The sequence below is a fragment of the Sphingobium chlorophenolicum genome, from assembly GCF_000722875.1.
Taxonomy (GTDB): domain Bacteria; phylum Pseudomonadota; class Alphaproteobacteria; order Sphingomonadales; family Sphingomonadaceae; genus Sphingobium; species Sphingobium chlorophenolicum.
On sequence record NZ_JFHR01000081.1, the window covers coordinates 1 to 17,481 of the forward strand.

Annotated in this window: 16 protein-coding genes, 1 tRNA gene and 2 pseudogenes; 14 read left to right on the top strand and 5 right to left on the bottom strand. The window is 64.2% G+C overall.

Annotation, left to right across the window (positions count from 1 at the left end; all coding sequences use genetic code 11):
- Positions 1-132 (top strand): annotated as a pseudogene (locus tag BV95_RS20940) (IS5/IS1182 family transposase); the annotation flags it as partial.
- Here BV95_RS20940 and BV95_RS20945 read toward each other — a convergent pair.
- Positions 129-389 carry a TetR/AcrR family transcriptional regulator gene (locus BV95_RS20945; RefSeq protein WP_234703265.1) on the bottom strand — a complete coding sequence of 87 codons (261 nt, stop codon included), beginning with the start codon at positions 387-389 and terminating at the stop codon, positions 129-131. The pseudogene BV95_RS20940 and the gene BV95_RS20945 overlap by 4 nt on opposite strands.
- Positions 390-460: 71 nt before the next feature.
- On the opposite strand from BV95_RS20945, the gene BV95_RS20950 reads away from it, so the two are divergent.
- The 7 genes from BV95_RS20950 (at position 461) to BV95_RS20980 (ending at position 7,448) form a co-directional block, all read left to right on the top strand.
- Complete coding sequence (locus BV95_RS20950; RefSeq protein ID WP_037456847.1) at positions 461-1,495, top strand: HlyD family secretion protein; 1,035 nt, start codon at positions 461-463, stop codon at positions 1,493-1,495.
- Positions 1,492-3,096, top strand: a complete 1,605-nt coding sequence (locus tag BV95_RS20955) for a DHA2 family efflux MFS transporter permease subunit (RefSeq protein ID WP_037456849.1) — start codon at positions 1,492-1,494, stop codon at positions 3,094-3,096. Before BV95_RS20950 ends, BV95_RS20955 begins: the two co-directional genes overlap by 4 nt.
- A 1-nt stretch (position 3,097) precedes the next feature.
- Entirely contained in the window at positions 3,098-3,733 is a 636-nt protein-coding gene (locus BV95_RS20960; RefSeq protein ID WP_037456851.1) for a TetR/AcrR family transcriptional regulator C-terminal domain-containing protein, read from the top strand.
- On the top strand, positions 3,733-4,746 hold the full coding sequence (locus tag BV95_RS20965; RefSeq protein ID WP_037456854.1) for a TetR/AcrR family transcriptional regulator C-terminal domain-containing protein: 1,014 nt from the start codon (positions 3,733-3,735) through the stop codon (positions 4,744-4,746). Before BV95_RS20960 ends, BV95_RS20965 begins: the two co-directional genes overlap by 1 nt.
- Before the next feature lie 3 nt (positions 4,747-4,749).
- Positions 4,750-6,195 carry an efflux transporter outer membrane subunit gene (locus BV95_RS20970; RefSeq protein WP_255265416.1) on the top strand — a complete coding sequence of 482 codons (1,446 nt, stop codon included), beginning with the start codon at positions 4,750-4,752 and terminating at the stop codon, positions 6,193-6,195.
- 53 nt (positions 6,196-6,248) lie between these two features.
- Positions 6,249-6,638: a succinate dehydrogenase, cytochrome b556 subunit gene (gene sdhC, locus BV95_RS20975; protein WP_037456857.1), complete on the top strand. Its 390-nt coding sequence runs from the start codon at positions 6,249-6,251 to the stop codon at positions 6,636-6,638.
- Between the two features lie 159 nt (positions 6,639-6,797).
- The gene (locus tag BV95_RS20980) at positions 6,798-7,448 is read left to right on the top strand and encodes a TetR/AcrR family transcriptional regulator (RefSeq protein WP_037456859.1); all 651 of its coding nucleotides are present in this window, start codon (positions 6,798-6,800) and stop codon (positions 7,446-7,448) included.
- 38 nt (positions 7,449-7,486) lie between these two features.
- On the opposite strand, the gene BV95_RS20985 is transcribed toward BV95_RS20980, so the two are convergent.
- Positions 7,487-7,571 (bottom strand) — tRNA-Leu (locus BV95_RS20985).
- A gap of 381 nt (positions 7,572-7,952) precedes the next feature.
- On the opposite strand from BV95_RS20985, the gene zwf reads away from it, so the two are divergent.
- From zwf to BV95_RS21010, 5 genes are all read left to right on the top strand, one after another.
- Positions 7,953-9,413, top strand: coding sequence for a glucose-6-phosphate dehydrogenase (gene zwf / locus BV95_RS20990; RefSeq protein WP_037456862.1), 1,461 nt, complete (start codon positions 7,953-7,955; stop codon positions 9,411-9,413).
- The gene (edd, locus tag BV95_RS20995) at positions 9,406-11,232 is read left to right on the top strand and encodes a phosphogluconate dehydratase (RefSeq protein ID WP_037456864.1); all 1,827 of its coding nucleotides are present in this window, start codon (positions 9,406-9,408) and stop codon (positions 11,230-11,232) included. Before zwf ends, edd begins: the two co-directional genes overlap by 8 nt.
- Before the next feature lie 132 nt (positions 11,233-11,364).
- Positions 11,365-12,330 (top strand): glucokinase, encoded by a 966-nt coding sequence (gene glk / locus BV95_RS21000; protein ID WP_037456866.1) that lies wholly within the window; start codon positions 11,365-11,367, stop codon positions 12,328-12,330.
- Positions 12,330-12,947 (top strand): bifunctional 4-hydroxy-2-oxoglutarate aldolase/2-dehydro-3-deoxy-phosphogluconate aldolase, encoded by a 618-nt coding sequence (gene eda / locus BV95_RS21005; protein WP_037456877.1) that lies wholly within the window; start codon positions 12,330-12,332, stop codon positions 12,945-12,947. The genes glk and eda overlap by 1 nt, the downstream gene beginning before the upstream one ends.
- A gap of 37 nt (positions 12,948-12,984) precedes the next feature.
- Positions 12,985-13,497, top strand: a complete 513-nt coding sequence (locus BV95_RS21010) for a hypothetical protein (protein WP_037456879.1) — start codon at positions 12,985-12,987, stop codon at positions 13,495-13,497.
- Positions 13,498-13,586: 89 nt separating this feature from the next.
- Here the strand turns inward: BV95_RS21010 and BV95_RS21015 are convergent, their stop codons facing one another.
- Genes BV95_RS21015 through BV95_RS21025 form a run of 3 tightly spaced genes read right to left on the bottom strand, consistent with a single transcriptional unit; the run spans position 13,587 to position 16,801 of the window.
- A complete protein-coding gene (locus BV95_RS21015) occupies positions 13,587-14,171 on the bottom strand; it encodes a gamma carbonic anhydrase family protein (RefSeq protein WP_037456868.1) in 585 nt (194 codons plus the stop codon).
- Between the two features lies 1 nt (position 14,172).
- The gene (gene hemB, locus BV95_RS21020) at positions 14,173-15,168 is read right to left on the bottom strand and encodes a porphobilinogen synthase (protein WP_037456871.1); all 996 of its coding nucleotides are present in this window, start codon (positions 15,166-15,168) and stop codon (positions 14,173-14,175) included.
- Positions 15,169-15,217: 49 nt separating this feature from the next.
- The gene (locus BV95_RS21025; RefSeq protein WP_037456882.1) at positions 15,218-16,801 is read right to left on the bottom strand and encodes a M28 family metallopeptidase; all 1,584 of its coding nucleotides are present in this window, start codon (positions 16,799-16,801) and stop codon (positions 15,218-15,220) included.
- 120 nt (positions 16,802-16,921) lie between these two features.
- Here BV95_RS21025 and BV95_RS21030 point away from each other — a divergent pair.
- Positions 16,922-17,362, top strand: a pseudogene (locus BV95_RS21030) (GIN domain-containing protein); the annotation flags it as partial.
- Positions 17,363-17,481: the final 119 nt, after the last annotated feature.

The window sequence follows — 17,481 nt, forward strand, 5'->3', positions numbered from 1 at the left end:
TGGAGGCACCTCGTCGAGAACTTCTTCTGTAGCCTCAAAACATTCCGGCGCATCGCTACCCGATACGAGAAAACTGATCAGAGCTACCGCGCCATGATCAACCTTGCGGCCCTGAAGATCGCTATGCGCTAAATGTCCACACGCCTTAGAGAGGACAGGACATCCTCGGCAAATTTGCTGACGAGCGCCGTGAACATGCCCTCCTTGCTTCCAAATTCGTTGTAAATGTTACGCTTCGAGCCACCCACGCGCTCGATGATCGCATCAATGCTTGTTGCCGCGTAGCCCTGCTCGAAGAACACCTCGGCAGCCGCTGCCAGCAGGGCTTCACGCCGCCCCAAAGCCCGATCCGATTTCACTGCAACCATCGCGCCAGTCACCTCATTCACTCAAAGCCTCTTGACTGGTAACGTCCATTACCGTACCGGTCAATGGTAACACCCATTACCGGAGGCGGAGCGTGGCGCGGCCCAACAAGAAGAAGCTTATCGGCGTAGTGCTGTGCCTCACCGCGATCGTCCTCGGCGCGGTTGCATGGACCTGGGCCAAGTCGAGCGGTGAGACGTCGACAGACAACGCCTTCGTGCGCGGCGACATCACCTCACTTGCCCCGAAAGTCGGGGGCTATGTGACGGCGGTCGAGGTCGAGGACAACCAGACCGTAAGAGCTGGCGACGTCCTCTTTCGAATAGATGATCGCGACTACCGCGCACGCCTCGCGCAAGCTGAAGCCAATGTCGAGGCAGCAAGAGCACGCCTTGCCAACACCGACGCTGACACGACGTTGCAGCGCGCAACAATCCGCCAAGCGACGGCGCAGCGGCAAGCTGCCCTCGCCGAATTGAATCTAGCCACAAAGGCGAGCGACCGTCGCCGCGAGCTGATCCGGTCGAGCGCTGTCAGCCAAGCGCAGGTCGACGAAAGCGATGCGGCGCGTACACGAGCAGAAGCCGGCGTGGCGGCCGCCTCCGCAACCGTCGATGCTCAGCAAGAACGGATCACCGTGCTCGGCACGCAGCGCGAAGCGGCTGTGGCTGCTGTCGCACAGGCCGAAGCTGCGCGCGACCTCGCAAGGCTCGACCTTGAAAGCACCGTCGTGCGCGCGCCGGTAGGAGGAGTGGTGGGAAATCGTCAGGTCCGCGTCGGTCGTCTCGTCGCGCCGGGTGCGCCGCTCCTCGACATCGTGCCCGTCAATGACGTTTGGCTCGTCGCGAACTTCAAGGAGACCCAAGTCGCCAACATCCGGCCCGGACAGCGAGCTCGGATTTCGATCGACGGCTACCCGGATCGCACTTTCGAAGGTGTCGTGGACAGTTTCGCGCCGGGCAGCGGCTCGGCTTTCAGCTTGCTTCCCGCCGACAATGCGACCGGCAACTTCATTCGTGTCGTCCAGCGTGTGCCGGTGAAGATTCGCCTCGTGAACAATCCTCTGCCGGGCAGGATCGTCCCCGGTCTCTCCGCGCGAGTGGAGATCGAGCGCGGAAGCGGCTCATGACCGCCATAGCGACGTCCGAACCGAAATCGATACCGTCCAGCGGCGGCATTCTCATCGCTGCGGTCCTCCTCGCGTCGCTCACTGAAGCTGTGGCGAGCACGGTGCTCTCGCTCGGCCGCAGTGACATCCTCGGCGACACCTACGCTACGCCCGATGAATTCGCTTGGCTCGACATGGGCTACACCGGCCTCAAGCTAATAGGCTTCGTCGCCGCGCCTTGGCTGATCTCGTATTTCGGCCCGCGAAAGCTGGTCCTCTGGGCAACCATCATCATGGGCGCGGCCTGTGCGCTCGCGGCTGTCACTGTCGATCTCGGGGCGCTCACGACCCTCCGCGTCGTTCAAGGCTTCGCGGGCGGCGTCCTGCTGGTCGCCGGCCAGACGCTGCTGTTCTTTTCCTACCCGCGCGAACAGCAGCCGATCGTCCAGGCGCTTTTCGCGATGGGATCGGTGGTGGCGCCAGCAACGATCGCTCCCGCGCTGCAGGGCTGGCTACTCGACAATCAGTCCTGGACATGGATTTTCTTCGGAAACGCTCCGATCGCGCTGGGCGCGATCGGCCTCCTCCTGATGTCGGACGCGGGATCGGATGAAGCAGTGCCGGCCGGCGCTTTCGACTGGATCGGCTTCACTTTTCTCGCTGCCGCCCTCGGCTGTGTGACCTACATCTGTAGTCAGGGAAGCCGATGGAACTGGTTCGATGAGCCCCGCATCGTCTGGCTGACGATCGCAGCCGTTACCGCGTTCGTTGCTTTCCTCGTGCGCCAGGTCACGACGAGACAGCAGACCCTGCTTCAGTTCGGCGCTTTCAAGACCGACGACTTCGCTTTTGCCTTCGTCGTCAGTTTTGTCGCGGGTGCCGCGCTCTTTGGGAGCGCCTTTCTTATTCCGGCATTCGCGGTTACCGTTCTAGCGTTCACGCCAACCGACGCGGGGCAACTGCTCCTTCCGAGCGGCGGTCTTTTCATCGGAGCGCTTCTACTCGCTGCGCTCATGATGCAGGCACGAAAGATTCCACCGATCGCCACCGTGCCGCTCGGTATCCTGCTGATCATGGTCGCGATGTGGATGCTCTCCTGGTCGACCAGCCAGAGCGGCTCCGACGACATGATGCCCGCGATTCTGTTGCGGGGCCTCGGGCTGGGATTCCTGTTTCTCTCGATCACTCTCATCGCGTCCGGCAGCTTGCCCAAGCATCTCGTCGCGTCCGGGATCGGAATGTTCAACGTCGGCCGGCAACTGGGCGGTTTGATAGGCGTAGCGACACTGCAGACGCTCATCGATCATCAGGCCGTCGGCAATCAGGCGGTCTTGGGAACATCCATCAGCGCGGGCACTCCGGCCGTTGCCGAGCGCCTCGCCGCCACAACTGCGATGCTGATCGGACGTGGCATGGACGCCGCTGCAGCAAGTCAGGCAGCGTCGCTGCTTCTAGGGCGGGCTGTCGGCGGACAGTCCACTGTCATCGCCTTCAACACGGCCTTCAATGCAGTAGCCCTGCTCTTCGTGATCGCCGCGCCTGTGCTTATCGCGATCAAGATCGCTCTCTCGCGCGCGGGCAAGGCGCGTCGTGCGCGGCTCTCACCGGAGGGAGGAGTCTAACGTGCCCAGCAAATCCACCACCAACCCCGCCATCGGTTCTGAGCATCGCGACGCGATGCTGCATTCGCTCACCCTGAGCCTCGAAGATCCACATGGCACACTGCTCGGTCTTGATCCTGTCCTCGAACGAGAGGGCTATTCGCACGAGGAGATTCGCTCCGCGTTCGGCTGCATTGACGACCTGCTCGTCGCGATCGCGGAACGCAAAGCGGCCTACCTCACCACGCCTCTAACTCAGTCTCAGCGGATCGACGATCTCGATTTGGTGCGGCGTGTGCTGACTGAATTTGGCACCCACGCGTGGCGGGAATATTCGAGCTCTATCATCGCCTTGGTGCGGCTGATGATGGCGGAAGGCGCGCGCAGTCCGGATCTGCGCAAACGCGTCTACGATGCGGGTCCCGCTTCGGTTGCCCTCGAACTTCGGAAGTTCTTCTCGCGAGCCCATGCCTTGGGCGTGTTGTCGGTATCCGACGCGCACCTCGCGGCCGAACAACTTATGGGGATGCTTCGAGAGCCTCTCTACCAAGCGCTGATGCTGCATCCGGCGAGCCCAGCGACGCCGGTCGATGCCTCGGGGCCGGTCTCCGCAAGCATCGATCTCGTTCTGGACGGCTGCGCGCGCGGGCAAGCGTGATGTTCGACCGCGACGACACCCCTCAAACACGGGCTGCTTGGCTCCGTCGCAGGAACAGCCCCAGCGTCGACCAACAAGTCGTGTCCGGCGTCCCGGCCGACCTTGCCAACAGCGCCGACGAAAACGGCTCTCTCGTCACGCTCGCCCCCGTCGAATGGATCATCTGCTTTGTCCCCGGGCTGCAAGCGCAATGGTGGCACCGCTTCGTATTCAGCAAGCACAAGCACGTGTTTGCGATGCGACCGACGAACACTGGGAGTTGGATACTCGTCGAGCCTTGGTGGTCGCGCATGATGGTGACAGTCTTGCCGCCAGCCGATGCGGTCAAATTCCTGCGGTGGGGCGGCACAGGCGACATCCTAAGAGTGCGCGAAGCCGTGCCCGGCCACGCAAGCCAGGTCCGAGGCTGGTCGAACTGCGCCGTTCTCACCGCTTTCGTCCTCGGCCGGCGGAGCTTCACCTGGACGCCGCACGGGCTGTACCGTCAGCTGCTCCGCGAGAAGGACACCCGCCGCGAAGGTGTCGAGGATCTCTTGGTCGAGCAGTTCACCAAGGTTGTGAGTCAGCATTCCGACAGCGCCCTGGCGGTCAGCGCCGATCAGCTCTCCCTGCCGTTCCGTGAGCTTTTGACCATTATCGGCCGGAATCTGCTCGAGGCGATGATGACGCCATCGCTCTTGGAGGTCTGCTACACCGCCGTCCTTGAGGCCGAGCGATATCCAGCCGCGACGCGGGTCTACGCCGAACATGGGCCCAAACGCGCAATCGCGGTTCTCTCCAAGATCCTCGAGAAGGCGGTTCGCGACGGCCATATCGCGCTCGCTGATTGCGACGCAGGCGCGCGACGGTTCCTCGCGATGCTGCACGGAGACATTCACCTGCAGGCGATCCTGCAAATCGGTGATGTACCCACGCCCTCCGAAATAGACCTCCGCGCGCGCACTGCGGTGAAGCTGTTCCTCGACGGCATGACCGCTGGCCGGGCGGAGACGCCCGTCGATGAAGGACAATAACCAGTGCCAAGATCTCCCAGCATTAGCCGACGTTGCCTTCCGCTCGGCGTCGCCATCCCGTACCTGCTGTTGAGCGCCTGCGTTGTTGGGCCGGACTTTGAGGCTCCACCCGTAGCTGTTCGCGATGCCTGGATCTCTCCGGTCAGCACGGCGGAGGTCGACGCTGCGTGGTGGCGTAAGCTCAACGATCCCGTGCTGATCGAGCTCGTCGACGCGGCTATCGCGAACAACAAGGATCTCGACGAGGCCGCAGCCCGCCTGCGCGAAGCCCGCGCCAACCGAGACGCGGTTCTTGGCCGCCAATTCCCTCAAGTCGGGGTAGCGGGAGCGGCCACTGAGAACCGTCTCAGCTCAAATGGGCAGTTGCCTGTAGGCAAGATCCCGGCGCTCGAACCGGAGTTCTCTATCTATGACGTCGGCTTCGACGCCTCTTGGGAGCTCGATCTGTGGGGCGGGACGCGCCGCGCCGTAGAAAGCGCTAACGCGCGCGTCGAGGCGGCCGAAGAAGCGCGGCGCGGCGTGATCCTCCAGGTCATCGGGGAAATCGTTCGATCCTATATTGACCTTCGCACCGCGCAGGCCCTCAGAGCGAGCGTGCGCGAGGACGCCGAAGCTCAATTCAGCATCGCGCAGATTGTCGCAGACCGCTTGCGGGTCGGTGCGGCCTCCCGCTTCGATCTTACACGCGCTCAGGCCCAGGCACGGACAACGGCAGGCGCCATCCCGGGGCTCGAGGCGGACGCCGCCGCCGCCGCCTTCCGCCTGGCAGTTTTGGTCGGGGAGCCACCCGAAGCACGATATCAGCAGCTCTCGGCCCCGGCGCCGCTGCCTACCGCCGATCTCGATTTCTCCGTAGGCCTGCGCTCGGATCTCCTGCGTAGAAGGCCTGATGTCCGGCAGGCCGAACGCGAGATCGCGGCCGCCACCGCTGATGTCGGCGTCGCCACTGCCGAGCTGTTTCCGCGCTTCTCTCTCATCGGAGCAATTGGACAACAAGCCAGAACTCCGGGCGATCTGTTCGCCAGCGACAGCCTGCGCTTCCAGGTCGGTCCCTCGTTCCGCTGGCCAATATTCTCGGCCGGTCGCATTCGCGCTCAAATTCGCGCTGCCGACGCCCGGTCAGACGCCGCCGCGATCCGCTACGAGCGCGCTGTCTTGAATGCGCTGTCTGATAGCGAAACGGCAATCAACCGCTTCGCGTCGACCGAACGCACCGCCAGCGAGCGCAACCAAGCTCGCGACGACGCGCGAGAGGCTCTCCAGCTTGCTCGTACTCGCTATTCCGCCGGCGAGGACGACCTGACGGTGCTGTTGCAAGCCCAGTCCGCCTATAGCGCCGCCGATCGGCTCGCTCTTCAGGCCAAGGCAGCGCAGCTGCAGCAGCTCGCGGCTCTCTACAAGGCCCTCGGCGGCGGCTGGGACACTGCGGAGGCTGCGCTCACGTCCTAAGCCCGACCGCCGCCGCCGTTCAACTACCGCGGTTCGCAACATACGGAGGAAGCATGCCCGAGAAGAAGCAACGTCCGTTATCACCGCACGCCTCAATCTACCGCCCTCCTGCGGCGATGATGACGTCGATCATGCATCGCATCTCGGCCTGCGCGATGTCGTTCGTCGGAGCGCCGATGCTGGTCTGGTGGCTGTGGTCGCTATCCGAAGGTCCTGGCACCTATCAACAGTTCACCCGCTTCGCTTCGAGTTGGCTTGGCACCTTCATCCTGTTCGGCTTGAGCTGGTGCTTCTTCCAGCACCTCGCGTCGGGCGTCCGCCACCTCATCATGGATATCGGCGCGGGCTATGAGCTTAAGACCGCTCAGCGAAGCGCCTTGGCGACGTTCGCGATTTCCATCGTTCTTACCCTCGCATTTTGGATGGCCCTGACACTCAAGTAGGAGACCTTCGATGAACTCTCGCCGGAGCCAAAAGTGGGCAGAGCTCCTCGTCCTTATCTCACCGCGCAATAGCGTCGGTGGCACCGTTCTGCTTGTCGTCGGTGCAGCCGTCATCTGTGCGGCATTCAGCACGATCTTTTGGATCATCGGCTGAAGTTCATGAGCAGACAGGCGCCCGGTCGCAGAGAGTCACGGCGGCTTGAACGACGTGAATCGATTATCCAGACGGCGCAGGAGCAGTTCCTGGAGAACGGATTTTCCGGAACATCCATGTCTCAAATTGCCGAGCGCCTCGGTGGATCGAAGGCGACGCTCTGGACCTACTTTTCCTCTAAAGAGGACCTCTTCAGGCATGTCGTCGATTCTGCATCGATGGAATTGCAACGTGAACTGGTCATTGAGCTCGACCAGAGTGACATTCTCGAAGAGGCGCTACTTCGGTTCTGCCGGCAGCTGATCGAGAGCGTTGTGTCTCCAAGCGCCTTGGCACTCCGCCGCGTCGTCGCCGCGGAAGCTGTGCGCTTTCCGGAGGTCGCTCAGATTTTCTTTCGCAACGCGCCGGCACGCCTTCATAGCCTCCTAGCAGCGATCCTCGAGGCGCATATGAGCAAGGGCAATCTCCGCTCGGCCGATCCCCTAGAGGCCGCCCAGGTCCTCACGTCCATCTGTCACGGACAATGCTTTCGGCGGGCCGCATTCGGACTAAGCGAGGAGATTGAAAGCCACGAGATCCTCGCCGATGCGAGCTTGGCTGTCGATGTCTTCTTACGCGCCTATGGCCGACCAGCGCGAACAAGACTGCACACCTAAGGCCAGGGATGAGCGTCCTGAACGCTCGATTTGAAGGATGGTGCGGGTGGTCGGAATCGAACCGACACTCCTTACGGAACCGGATTTTGAATCCGGCGCGTCTACCAGTTTCACCACACCCGCACATTTGCCGCCGATTCTAGCCGGCGCTCTCTGCACCTATACTGCACCTAGAGCGAAAACCGAATATCAGCAGCCATTTCTCCTTCACTCGCAAACCCCTGAAAACACGCCGTTTTCAACTCATCGTGTTTTCCTGTGGATTGGTAGACAAACCTCTTTTTGAGTCCGGCGCGTCTACCAGTTTCACCACGCCCGCATGTCGCATGGTGGAGCGCCAATGGCAAAATCGGCGGCCAGCGTCCAGCCAAAAATCAACGCTTTCAACTTCTCGCGGTTGCGAGATGCGGGCGGCGGCGATAGCCTGCTTGCGTAACGAGAGCCGCCGGGTATAAGGGCGGCTTCGTGCAGACCTGAAAACACCAAACGGAAAAGGGGTATCCTTTGACCGAACCGTCTGCCACGTTCCTGTTGTTCGGCGCCACCGGCGATCTGGCGCACAGGATGATCTTTCCCTCGCTCTACAATCTGCTGGCCGATGGGCTGTTGCCGGACGATTTCCTGATCATCGCGTCGGGACGGTCCGAATTCACCGATGAGGCATTCCGCGACGACATTGACAAGGCGCTGCGGAAATTCCTGGCGGCCGACCGCTATGACGCCGACATTGCGGAGCGGCTGCGCGCCATCATCTTCTATCAGCCGGTCGAGGCGGGCAATGCGGCGCAGTTCAAGGCGCTGGCGCAGCGGCTGGACGGGCGGCTGGACAAGGGCGTGTCCGTCTATCTGTCGACGCCCCCTTCCCTCTTCGCGCCGACCGCGCAGGGACTGGCGGAGGCGGGGCTGATCACGCCGAAGACGCGGATCGCGATGGAGAAGCCGATCGGCAAGGATCTGGCCTCCTCCAAACAGGTCAATGACGGCATCGGCGCGCTGTTCGCGGAGGAGCAGATTTTCCGCGTCGACCATTATCTGGGCAAGGAAACGGTCCAGAATCTGCTGGCGCTGCGTTTCGGCAATGTGATGTTCGAGCCGCTGTGGAACACCACCGCCATCGACCATGTGCAGATCACCGTGGGCGAGACGGTGGGGCTGGAAGGCCGGGTTTCCTATTATGACGGGGTCGGCGCGCTGCGCGACATGGTGCAGAACCATGTGCTGCAAATATTGTCGATCATCGCCATGGAGCCGCCCGCCCGCATGGACCCGACGTCTGTGCGTGACGAGAAGGTGAAGGCGCTGCGGTCATTGCGTCCGATGACGGCGGAGACGGTGAAGACCCATAGCGTGCGGGGCCAATATACGCCGGGCGCGGTCGGGGGGCAAATCGTCACCGGCTATGCCGACGAACTGGGCAAGCCGTCCGAAACCGAGACCTTCGTGGCGTTGAAGGCCCATATCGACAATTGGCGCTGGCAGGGCGTGCCCTTCTACCTGCGGACCGGCAAGCGGCTGCCCGCGCGCCAGTCGGAGATATTGATCCAGTTCAAGCCGGTGCGCCATTCGATCTTCGGGCGCAACGGCGGGTCGGGGCTGGAGCCGAACACCCTGATCATCCGCTTGCAGCCGGAGGAATATATCCGCCTGCTGATCATGAGCAAAAGGCCGGGGCTGGAGCGCGACGTGCATCTGGAGGAAGTGACGCTGGACGTGTCGCTGACCGCCGCCTTCGCCGGGCAGCGCCGCCGCATCGCCTATGAGCGGCTGATATTGGACCTGCTGGCGGGCGACGCCACCCTGTTCGTGCGGCGCGACGAGGTGGAGGCGCAATGGACCTGGATCGATTCGATCATCGACGGGTGGAAGGAGGCGGGCGTGAAGCCCTCCCCCTATTCTTCAGGGAACTGGGGGCCGTCCTCAGCCATTGCCCTTATAGAACGTGACGGAGCAAGCTGGAATGACTGATCTTCATCCGGTGATCGCCAGGGTCACCGAACGCATCGTGAAGCGCAGCGCCGCTTCGCGCCTGAAATATCTGAGCCTGATCGAGCGCGGGCGGGACGCGGGCACCAACCGCGAACAGCTTTCGTGTGGAAACCTGGCGCATGGCTTTGCCGCGAGCGGCGAAGACAAGGCTGTCATCCGCAACGGGGCGGCGATGAATTTCGCCATCGTCACCGCCTATAACGACATGCTGTCGGCGCATCAGCCCTATGGGCGCTATCCGGAGCAGATCAAGCTGGCGGCGCGGGAGGTCGGCTGCACCGCGCAGGTGGCGGGCGGCGTTCCGGCCATGTGCGACGGCGTGACGCAGGGGCAGGCAGGCATGGACCTGTCGCTCTTTTCCCGCGACACGATTGCGCTGGCGACGGCCATCGCCCTGTCCCATGCGATGTTCGAGGGCGCGCTGCTGCTGGGCATTTGCGACAAGATCGTGCCGGGGCTGCTGATCGGGGCGCTGCGGTTCGGGCATCTGCCGACCATATTGATCCCGGCCGGGCCGATGCCTTCGGGGTTGGCTAATAAGGAGAAGGTGCGGATTCGCCAGCTCTATGCCGAGGGCAAGGTGGGCCGGGAGGAATTGCTGGAGTCCGAAAGCGCCAGCTATCATGGCGCGGGCACCTGCACCTTCTACGGCACGGCGAACAGCAACCAGATGATGATGGAGATGATGGGGCTGCACATGCCCGCCGCCTCCTTCGTGCATCCGGGCACGAAGCTGCGGCAGGAATTGACGCGGGCGGCGGTGCATCAATTGTCGCGCATCGGGTGGAATGGCGATGACTATCGGCCGCTGGGGCATTGCGTCGATGAGAAGGCCATCGTCAACGCGATCATCGGGCTGATGGCGACCGGCGGGTCGACCAACCATGCGATCCACCTGCCCGCCATTGCGCGGGCGGCGGGGATCGTCATCGACTGGACCGACTTCGCGGAGATTTCCGATGTCGTGCCGTTGCTGGCGCGGGTTTATCCTAACGGTTCGGGCGATGTGAACAATTTCCATGCGGCGGGCGGGATCAGCTATGTGATCCGGGAATTGCTGGGCAATGGGTTGTTGCATGGCGATATTCCAACCGTCGCGCGCCGGGGGCTGGCCGATTATGGGCAGGAGCCGGTGCTGGAGAATGAGGCGCTGGTTTGGAAGGACGTGCCGGAATCGCGGGATGAGAGCATCCTGCGGCCGGTGTCGCGTCCGTTCAGTCCGGATGGGGGCATGAAGCTGCTCTCCGGCAATCTGGGCCGCTGCGTCATGAAGGTGAGCGCGGTGGACAGAGAGCGCTGGACCATCGAGGCTCCGGCGGCGGTGTTTCACGATCAGGACGATGTGCTGCGCGCCTTCAAGGCGGGCGAACTGGAGCGCGATGTCGTCGTCGTGGTGCGGTTTCAGGGGCCGAGGGCGAACGGGATGCCCGAACTGCACAAGCTGACCCCGGCGCTGGGCGTGTTGCAGGATCGCGGGTTCCGCGTGGCGCTGGTGACGGACGGGCGCATGTCTGGGGCTTCGGGCAAGGTGCCTGCGGCGATACATTTGTCGCCTGAGGCTTTGGGCGGCGGGCCGATCGGCAGGCTGCGCGACGGCGATGTGGTGCGGGTCTGTGCGGAGACGGGCGAGATCGCGGCGCTGGTCGACGCGGCGGAGTGGGAGGCGCGGGACGTTCCGGCGGCTCCCCCTGCCCCCTACGATACGGGGCGCGAATTGTTCGCGCTGTTCCGGCATCATAGCGATCTGGCGGAGAGCGGCGCCTCGCCCATTTTGGCGGCGATGGAAAGCGAACTGTGAGGGGTTGCGCCTGAACGAACCTGTCATTCCCGCGAAGGCGGGAATTCATCTCCGGACCTGGCGGTTGGTGCGATAGCGGGAGATGGATTCCCGCCTTCGCGGGAATGACGAGCAATATATCAAGGTACGAATATGACCGAGATCATCGCAGCCGATATCGGCGGCACCAATGCCCGTTTCGCCCGCGCCAAACTGGATGCGCGCAATGTTCCGACTTTGGGCAAGGTGCGCAAATATAAGGTCGCGGATTATCCGAGCCTTCAGGCCTGCTGGGCAGCGTTCGTGGAGGATGAGGGCGGCAAGCTGCCCAATTCCGCCTCCATCGCCTTCGCCACCGCCATCGGGCGGGAAGTGATCAAGCTGACCAACAGCGCATGGGTGATCCGGCCCGATACGCTGGACGAGGAACTGGGCCTGAAGCATTTGCGGCTGGTCAATGATTTCGAGGCGGTGGCCCATGCCGTGGCGCGTCTGCCGGAGGAGAATCTGCCGCTGCTGTTCGGGGAGGACAGGCCCTTTCCGCGGGACGGCGGGGTGACGATATTGGGGCCGGGCACGGGGCTGGGCGTGGCGATGATCGCCTTCGACGATGGCGAGCCGCATGTCATCGCGACCGAGGGCGGGCATCTGGACTTCGCGCCGCTGGACCCGCTGGAGGAGAAGATACTCGCCTATCTGCGCGACAAATTTTTGCGCGTGTCGACGGAGCGGATCGTGTCGGGGCCGGGCCTGAACAATATCTACAAGGCGATGGCGACCATCGGCCATGATCGGGTGGTGCTGATGGAGGATGCCGAATTGTGGCAGGCGGCCATCGACGGCACGGATGCATTCGCGCGGGCGGCGTTCGAGCGATTCTGCATGGCCTATGGGTCGGTCGCGGGCGATCTGGCGCTGGCGCAGGGGCCGCATATGGTGGTGCTGGCGGGCGGGCTGACGCAGCGGATGCGGGGCTTGCTGCCGCAGAGCGGGTTCCACCAGCGCTTCACCGCCAAGGGGCGGTTCGAGAGCCTGATGAAATCGGTGCCGATCCGGCTCGCCGTGCATGACGAAATCGGGCTGTACGGCGCGGCCGCCGCCTTTCGGGAGAAGAAATGATGTCGCTGACCGTTGAAGGGGTGATGGAACTGGCGCCGGTGATCCCGGTGCTGGTGGTCGACCGGGTCGAGGATGCCTTGCCGATTGCGCGGGCGTTGGTGAAGGGGGGCCTGCCCGCGCTGGAGGTGACGTTGCGGACCCCTGCAGCGCTGGAGGTGATCCGGGAAATGGCGCAGGTCGAGGGCGCGGTGGTCGGCGCGGGGACGGTGCTGAATCCGGCGCAACTGGATGCGGCGATGGAGGCCGGGGCGCGCTTTATCGTCAGCCCCGGTTTGACCGAGCCTTTGGGCAAGGCGGCGATTGCGGCGGGGATTCCCTTCCTGCCCGGCACGGCGACGGCGGGGGACATCATGCGCGGGCTGGACATGGGGCTGTCGCATTTCAAATTCTTCCCGGCGGAGACTTCGGGGGGGCTGCCTGCGTTGAAGGCTCTGGCGGCGCCGTTGCATGGGGCGCGATTCTGTCCGACGGGCGGGATCACGGCGGAAAGCGCGGCGGCATGGCTGGCGGAACCCTTCGTCAAATGCGTGGGCGGCAGTTGGGTGGTGCCCAAGGGGCCGGTCGATGCGGCAAGGATCGAGGCTTTGGCGCGGGCGGCGGCGGTGTTGCCGCGCTGATCTTGCGTCCGGGCGCGCTCCATCCTAGATGCGGGCCATGATCCCGCGTAGGCTGCTTCCATCCCTGGTCCTGTTCCTGTCCGGTTGCGCCAGCACCTTTCAGGGCTATCCGTCGCTCGCCAAGCGGGCGATAGAGGATGCGCCGATGGCCGAGGCGGCCCCTGCCCCCTCCCCCGTCGCGCCGGAGCCGGAACTGGTCGGCGATGTGGACCGGTTGAGGGCGCAGGCTGAGGCGGGCGGAGCGGCGTTTGACCAAGCCTGGCCTGCTGCGGATACGGCTACGCGGGCGGCGACGGGGTCGGCGGTATCCAGCGAGGCATGGGTGGCGGCGCAGACGGCTTTGAGTGCCCTGGAAGCGGCGCGGAACGGCAGCGTTTCGGCTTTGGCGAGTTTGGATGTGCTCTATGTCGAGCGCAGCAATGCGGTGGCCGAGGGGAAGGCCAGCGGCGGGATCGATGCCATCGATGCAGCGCGAGGGGCGGCGCTGGCGATTGTCGATGGGCAGAATGATCGGCTGGATGCGCTTAAGGGGCGGTTGGCGCAGCCTTAGGATTCCCTCTCCGTTCGTTTCGAGCGTAGTCGAGAAACCTGCGCACCACGTTTCTCGACTACGCTCGAAACGAACGGAGGTTGGACCGGTTAGTCGGTCGTGGAGGCTGCTTTCACGGCGCCCTTATGCGCTTTTCCGTTGTGGACATAATGTTCCACGCCTTCGCGCATGTCGATCAGCGCTTCGTCGGACAGGTCGCGCATATATTTGGCGGGGCGGCCCGCCCATAGCTGGCGGTGCAGCACCGTCTTGCCCGGCGAGAGCAGCGCGCCCGCCGCCAGCATGGCGTCGCTTTCCACCGTGCAGCCGCTCATGACGATGGCGCCCAGGCCGACGAAGGCGCGGTCCTTCAGCACGCAGCCATGGACCATCGCCATATGGCCGATCAGCACGTCTTCGCCGATGATCGTCGGCCAGCCTTCGGACGGGCGGCCGTCGATATGGTCGCCGGGGCTGTCGCAATGGATCACCGTGCCGTCCTGCACATTGGTGCGCGCGCCGATATGGATGTAGTTGATGTCCGCCCGGATCACGCAATTATACCAGATGCTGACGTCGGGGCCGATCTCCACATCGCCGATGATCCGGCAGCCGGGGGCGATGAAGGCGCTGGGGTGGATCTTCGGCGTCTTGCCGTTGAACGGGATGATGGTAGTATCAGGATGATCGGTCATTTCAGGCTCCGAGCAGTCGGGCAGCGTGGAGGGCGTGGTAGGTGAGCACGCCGGAGCAGCCCGCCCGCTTGAACGCCAGCAGCGTTTCCAGCACCAGCGCGTCGCGGTCCCCCGCTCCCACGGCGGCGGCCGCCTCCAGCATCGCATATTCGCCCGACACCTGATAGGCGAAGACGGGCACTTCGAACCGGTCCTTCACGCGGGCGATGATGTCCAGATAGGGCAGGCCCGGCTTCACCATCACGCTGTCCGCGCCTTCGGCGATGTCCAGGGCGACTTCGCGCAGCGCTTCCTGGCCGTTGGCGGGGTCCATCTGATAGCTTTTCTTGTTGCCTTTCAGCAGGCCGCCGGAGCCGACCGCGTCGCGGAACGGGCCGTAGAAGGCGCTGGCATATTTGGCGGCATAGGCCATGATCTGGACATTGGCGTGGCCTTCCTCCTCCAGCGCCTCGCGGATCGCGCCGACGCGGCCGTCCATCATGTCGCTGGGGGCGATAATGTCCGCGCCCGCCGCCGCCTGATTGAGCGACTGGCCGATGAGGACGTCGATGGTGGCATCGTTGACGACATAGCCCGCCTCATCCAGCAGGCCGTCCTGCCCGTGGGCCGTATAGGGGTCGAGCGCCACGTCGGTCAGTATGCCGATGTCGGGCACCGCGTCCTTGATGGCGCGGATGGCGGTGCACATGAGATTGTCGGGGTTAAGCGCCTCCGCCCCGTCGTCGCTGCGGCGGTCCGGCTGGGTGTTGGGGAAGAGGGCAAGGCAGGGAATGCCCGCCGCCTGCGCTTCGCGGGCGCGTTCGACCATCAGGTCCACCGACCAGCGGGAAACGCCGGGAAGCGACTTGATGGGTTCCTCCACCTGGCTCCCTTCGGTGACGAACAGCGGCCAGATGAGGTCGCTGGTGGTCAGGCGGTTTTCGGCGTGCATCGCGCGGCTCCAGGCCGAGGCGCGGGTGCGGCGCAGGCGAAGCGCCGGATAGGAGGCTTGGGTCATGGCCGGGGGGTTTAGGCCCCTCCCCCCGCCGGATCAAGCAGGAGGAAAGCTATTTGGCGAAGCGGCGGAAGAAGCTGTCCTCATTCCACGCCGGGCGGCCGGAGGCATTGGCGACGCGCAGGGTCACGGCGGCGACATAGTCGTTAAGCTTCACCGACTCCGCGGGCATCACCGGCTGGTTCGCATCGTCCTTCGGCGAATGGTAGATATTGGCGCGCCATGCCCTTTCCACCGTCGCCTCCGGCGTATTCGCCTTGAAGCCATATTTGAAGAACAGCGCGGGGATGCCGGTGCGGATGAAGCTGTACTGGTCGGATCGGATGAAGACGTTGCGGTCCGGGAAGGGATCGGGCGTGATGGGCAGGTTCATGGCCGCGCTGACCGCCGCCGCGTCCTTGCCGAGGCTGCTCTGGTCGTAGCCGATGGGCGTCACGCTGGTCAGCGGGAAGATGGGCAGCGCCATGTCGAAATTGAGGTTCGCCACCAGATACCTGTGCGGCACGGTCGGCCGACGGGCGAAATAGGTGGAGCCGAGCAGCCCCTTTTCCTCCGCCGTTACGAAGGCGAACAGGATGGAGCGTTTGGGCTTCACCTTGCCGTTGCGCAGGGTGCGGGCGATTTCAAGCAGGCTGGCGACGCCGGAGGCGTTGTCGATGGCGCCGTTGTAGATGGCGTCGCCATTGATCGGCGTGCCCATGCCGTAGCCGTCGAGATGGGCGGACAGGACCACATATTGTTTTTTGAGATGCGGGTCCGTCCCCGGCATGACGGCGATGATGTTGGGCGATGAGAGTTCGGCGCGCCGGGCGGCCACTTTCGCGTCCAGGCGCTGGGCGAGCGGGAAGGACGGGACCGGCGCGGACTGGTCGGCGGCGGCGGCGATCTGCGCGAAATCATGGCCGGACCCGGCGAAGAGCAGCGCGGATTTGGCCGGATCGAACTGGGCGCTGAGGAAAGGCGCGGCGGTGTCGCGCAGGGCCGCGTCCTGGAAATAGAGCGCGGGCTGGCTGGAGAGCGCCATGCGGCGATCCCAGGGGATTTCCACCTGTTTGGGCGTCACGAGCTGGATCAGGCCCAACGCCCCCTGCTGCGCGAGCCAGGTCGCCCGTTCGGACCGGGCATGGGATTTGAGCGCGCCGGAAATGGTCGACGGGCCGCCCGACAGGACGACCACGACCTTCCCCTTCAGGTCCAGCCCGGCGAAATCGTCATGACCCGCTTCAGGGAGGTGCAGGCCGTATCCGGCGAAGACCAGCGGCGCGCTGACGGCATGGGGCGCAGGGCCACCGCCGCCCGAAAAGATGATGTCAGCGGGAGCGGATAGCGGGGTTTGCCCTTGCGGGCCGGAGAGGCTGGCGCTGCTGTCCTGCGACACTATCGCCTGCTCCACGAAGGCGATGGGCTGTTTATAGCCGTGCGTGCCAGCGGGCCGGAGGCCGAGCGCCTGAAGCTGGGCGATCACATAGTCGGCCGCCTTGTCATAGCCGGGCTTGCCGGTGCCGCGTCCTTCATAGGCATCGTCGGCAAGGGTGCGGACATGGCTCCACCAGGCTTCGGCCCTTTTATCCGGAGCGGCGGCGTGGGCAGCGGTGCCGATCAAGCCCAGAAGAAGTCCGGAAAACAGTTTGCGCATCAGCCACATGCCTCCATTGCCAACCCGACGATCTTGCCTGATCCGGTGCGACGAACAAGGGGGCTTGGAACCGCTACGGCCTGTTCCTATCAGGATCGCGATATTGGTTGGGAGATTGTGATGCGGCTTCCCCTTTTTCTGGCTCCTGTCGCCCTGATGACGGCGGTTCCTGCCGGGGCGGCGACGCGGGGCTTTACCATCACCAGCTTCGACGCGATCCGGGTGGATGCGCCGGTCGAGGTGGTGATCGCCACCGGGGTTGGAGCTTCGGCGCGGGCGGAGGGGGATCAGGCGGCGCTGGACCGGTTGAGGCTGAATGTGTCGGGGCGTTTGCTGACGGTGACGATGGAGCGGGCGCAGCCGGGTGGGAAATCCGGCGGGCGGGCGGTGTTGCGGCTGTCTACCGGCGATCTGGGGCGGGTCGTGTTGACCGGGGGAGGATCGGTATCGGTGAGCCGGATGAAGGGGCTGCGCGGGGAGATAGTGCTGGGCGGCAATGGCGATGTCAGCGTGGCGGCGGTCGATCTGGAGCAGCTCAGTGTGGGGGTGGCGGGCGCTGGTTCATGGCCGCGCTGACCGCCGCCGCGTCCTTGCCGAGGCTGCTCTGGTCGTAGCCGATGGGCGTCACGCTGACATCGCCATTGCCGCCCAGCACTATCTCCCCGCGCAGCCCCTCCAAC

Bases quoted from the DNA above. Each gene is read 5' to 3' on its own strand.
- BV95_RS20955 (WP_037456849.1), top strand. From the start codon at position 1,492: ATGACCGCCATAGCGACGTCCGAACCGAAATCGATACCGTCCAGCGGC.
- BV95_RS20965 (WP_037456854.1), top strand. From the start codon at position 3,733: ATGTTCGACCGCGACGACACCCCTCAAACACGGGCTGCTTGGCTCCGT.
- sdhC (WP_037456857.1), top strand. From the start codon at position 6,249: ATGCCCGAGAAGAAGCAACGTCCGTTATCACCGCACGCCTCAATCTAC.
- BV95_RS20980 (WP_037456859.1), top strand. From the start codon at position 6,798: ATGAGCAGACAGGCGCCCGGTCGCAGAGAGTCACGGCGGCTTGAACGA.
- edd (WP_037456864.1), top strand. From the start codon at position 9,406: ATGACTGATCTTCATCCGGTGATCGCCAGGGTCACCGAACGCATCGTG.
- glk (WP_037456866.1), top strand. From the start codon at position 11,365: ATGACCGAGATCATCGCAGCCGATATCGGCGGCACCAATGCCCGTTTC.
- eda (WP_037456877.1), top strand. From the start codon at position 12,330: ATGTCGCTGACCGTTGAAGGGGTGATGGAACTGGCGCCGGTGATCCCG.
- BV95_RS21010 (WP_037456879.1), top strand. From the start codon at position 12,985: ATGATCCCGCGTAGGCTGCTTCCATCCCTGGTCCTGTTCCTGTCCGGT.
- BV95_RS21015 (WP_037456868.1), bottom strand. From the start codon at position 14,171: ATGACCGATCATCCTGATACTACCATCATCCCGTTCAACGGCAAGACG.
- hemB (WP_037456871.1), bottom strand. From the start codon at position 15,168: ATGACCCAAGCCTCCTATCCGGCGCTTCGCCTGCGCCGCACCCGCGCC.
- BV95_RS21025 (WP_037456882.1), bottom strand. From the start codon at position 16,801: ATGCGCAAACTGTTTTCCGGACTTCTTCTGGGCTTGATCGGCACCGCT.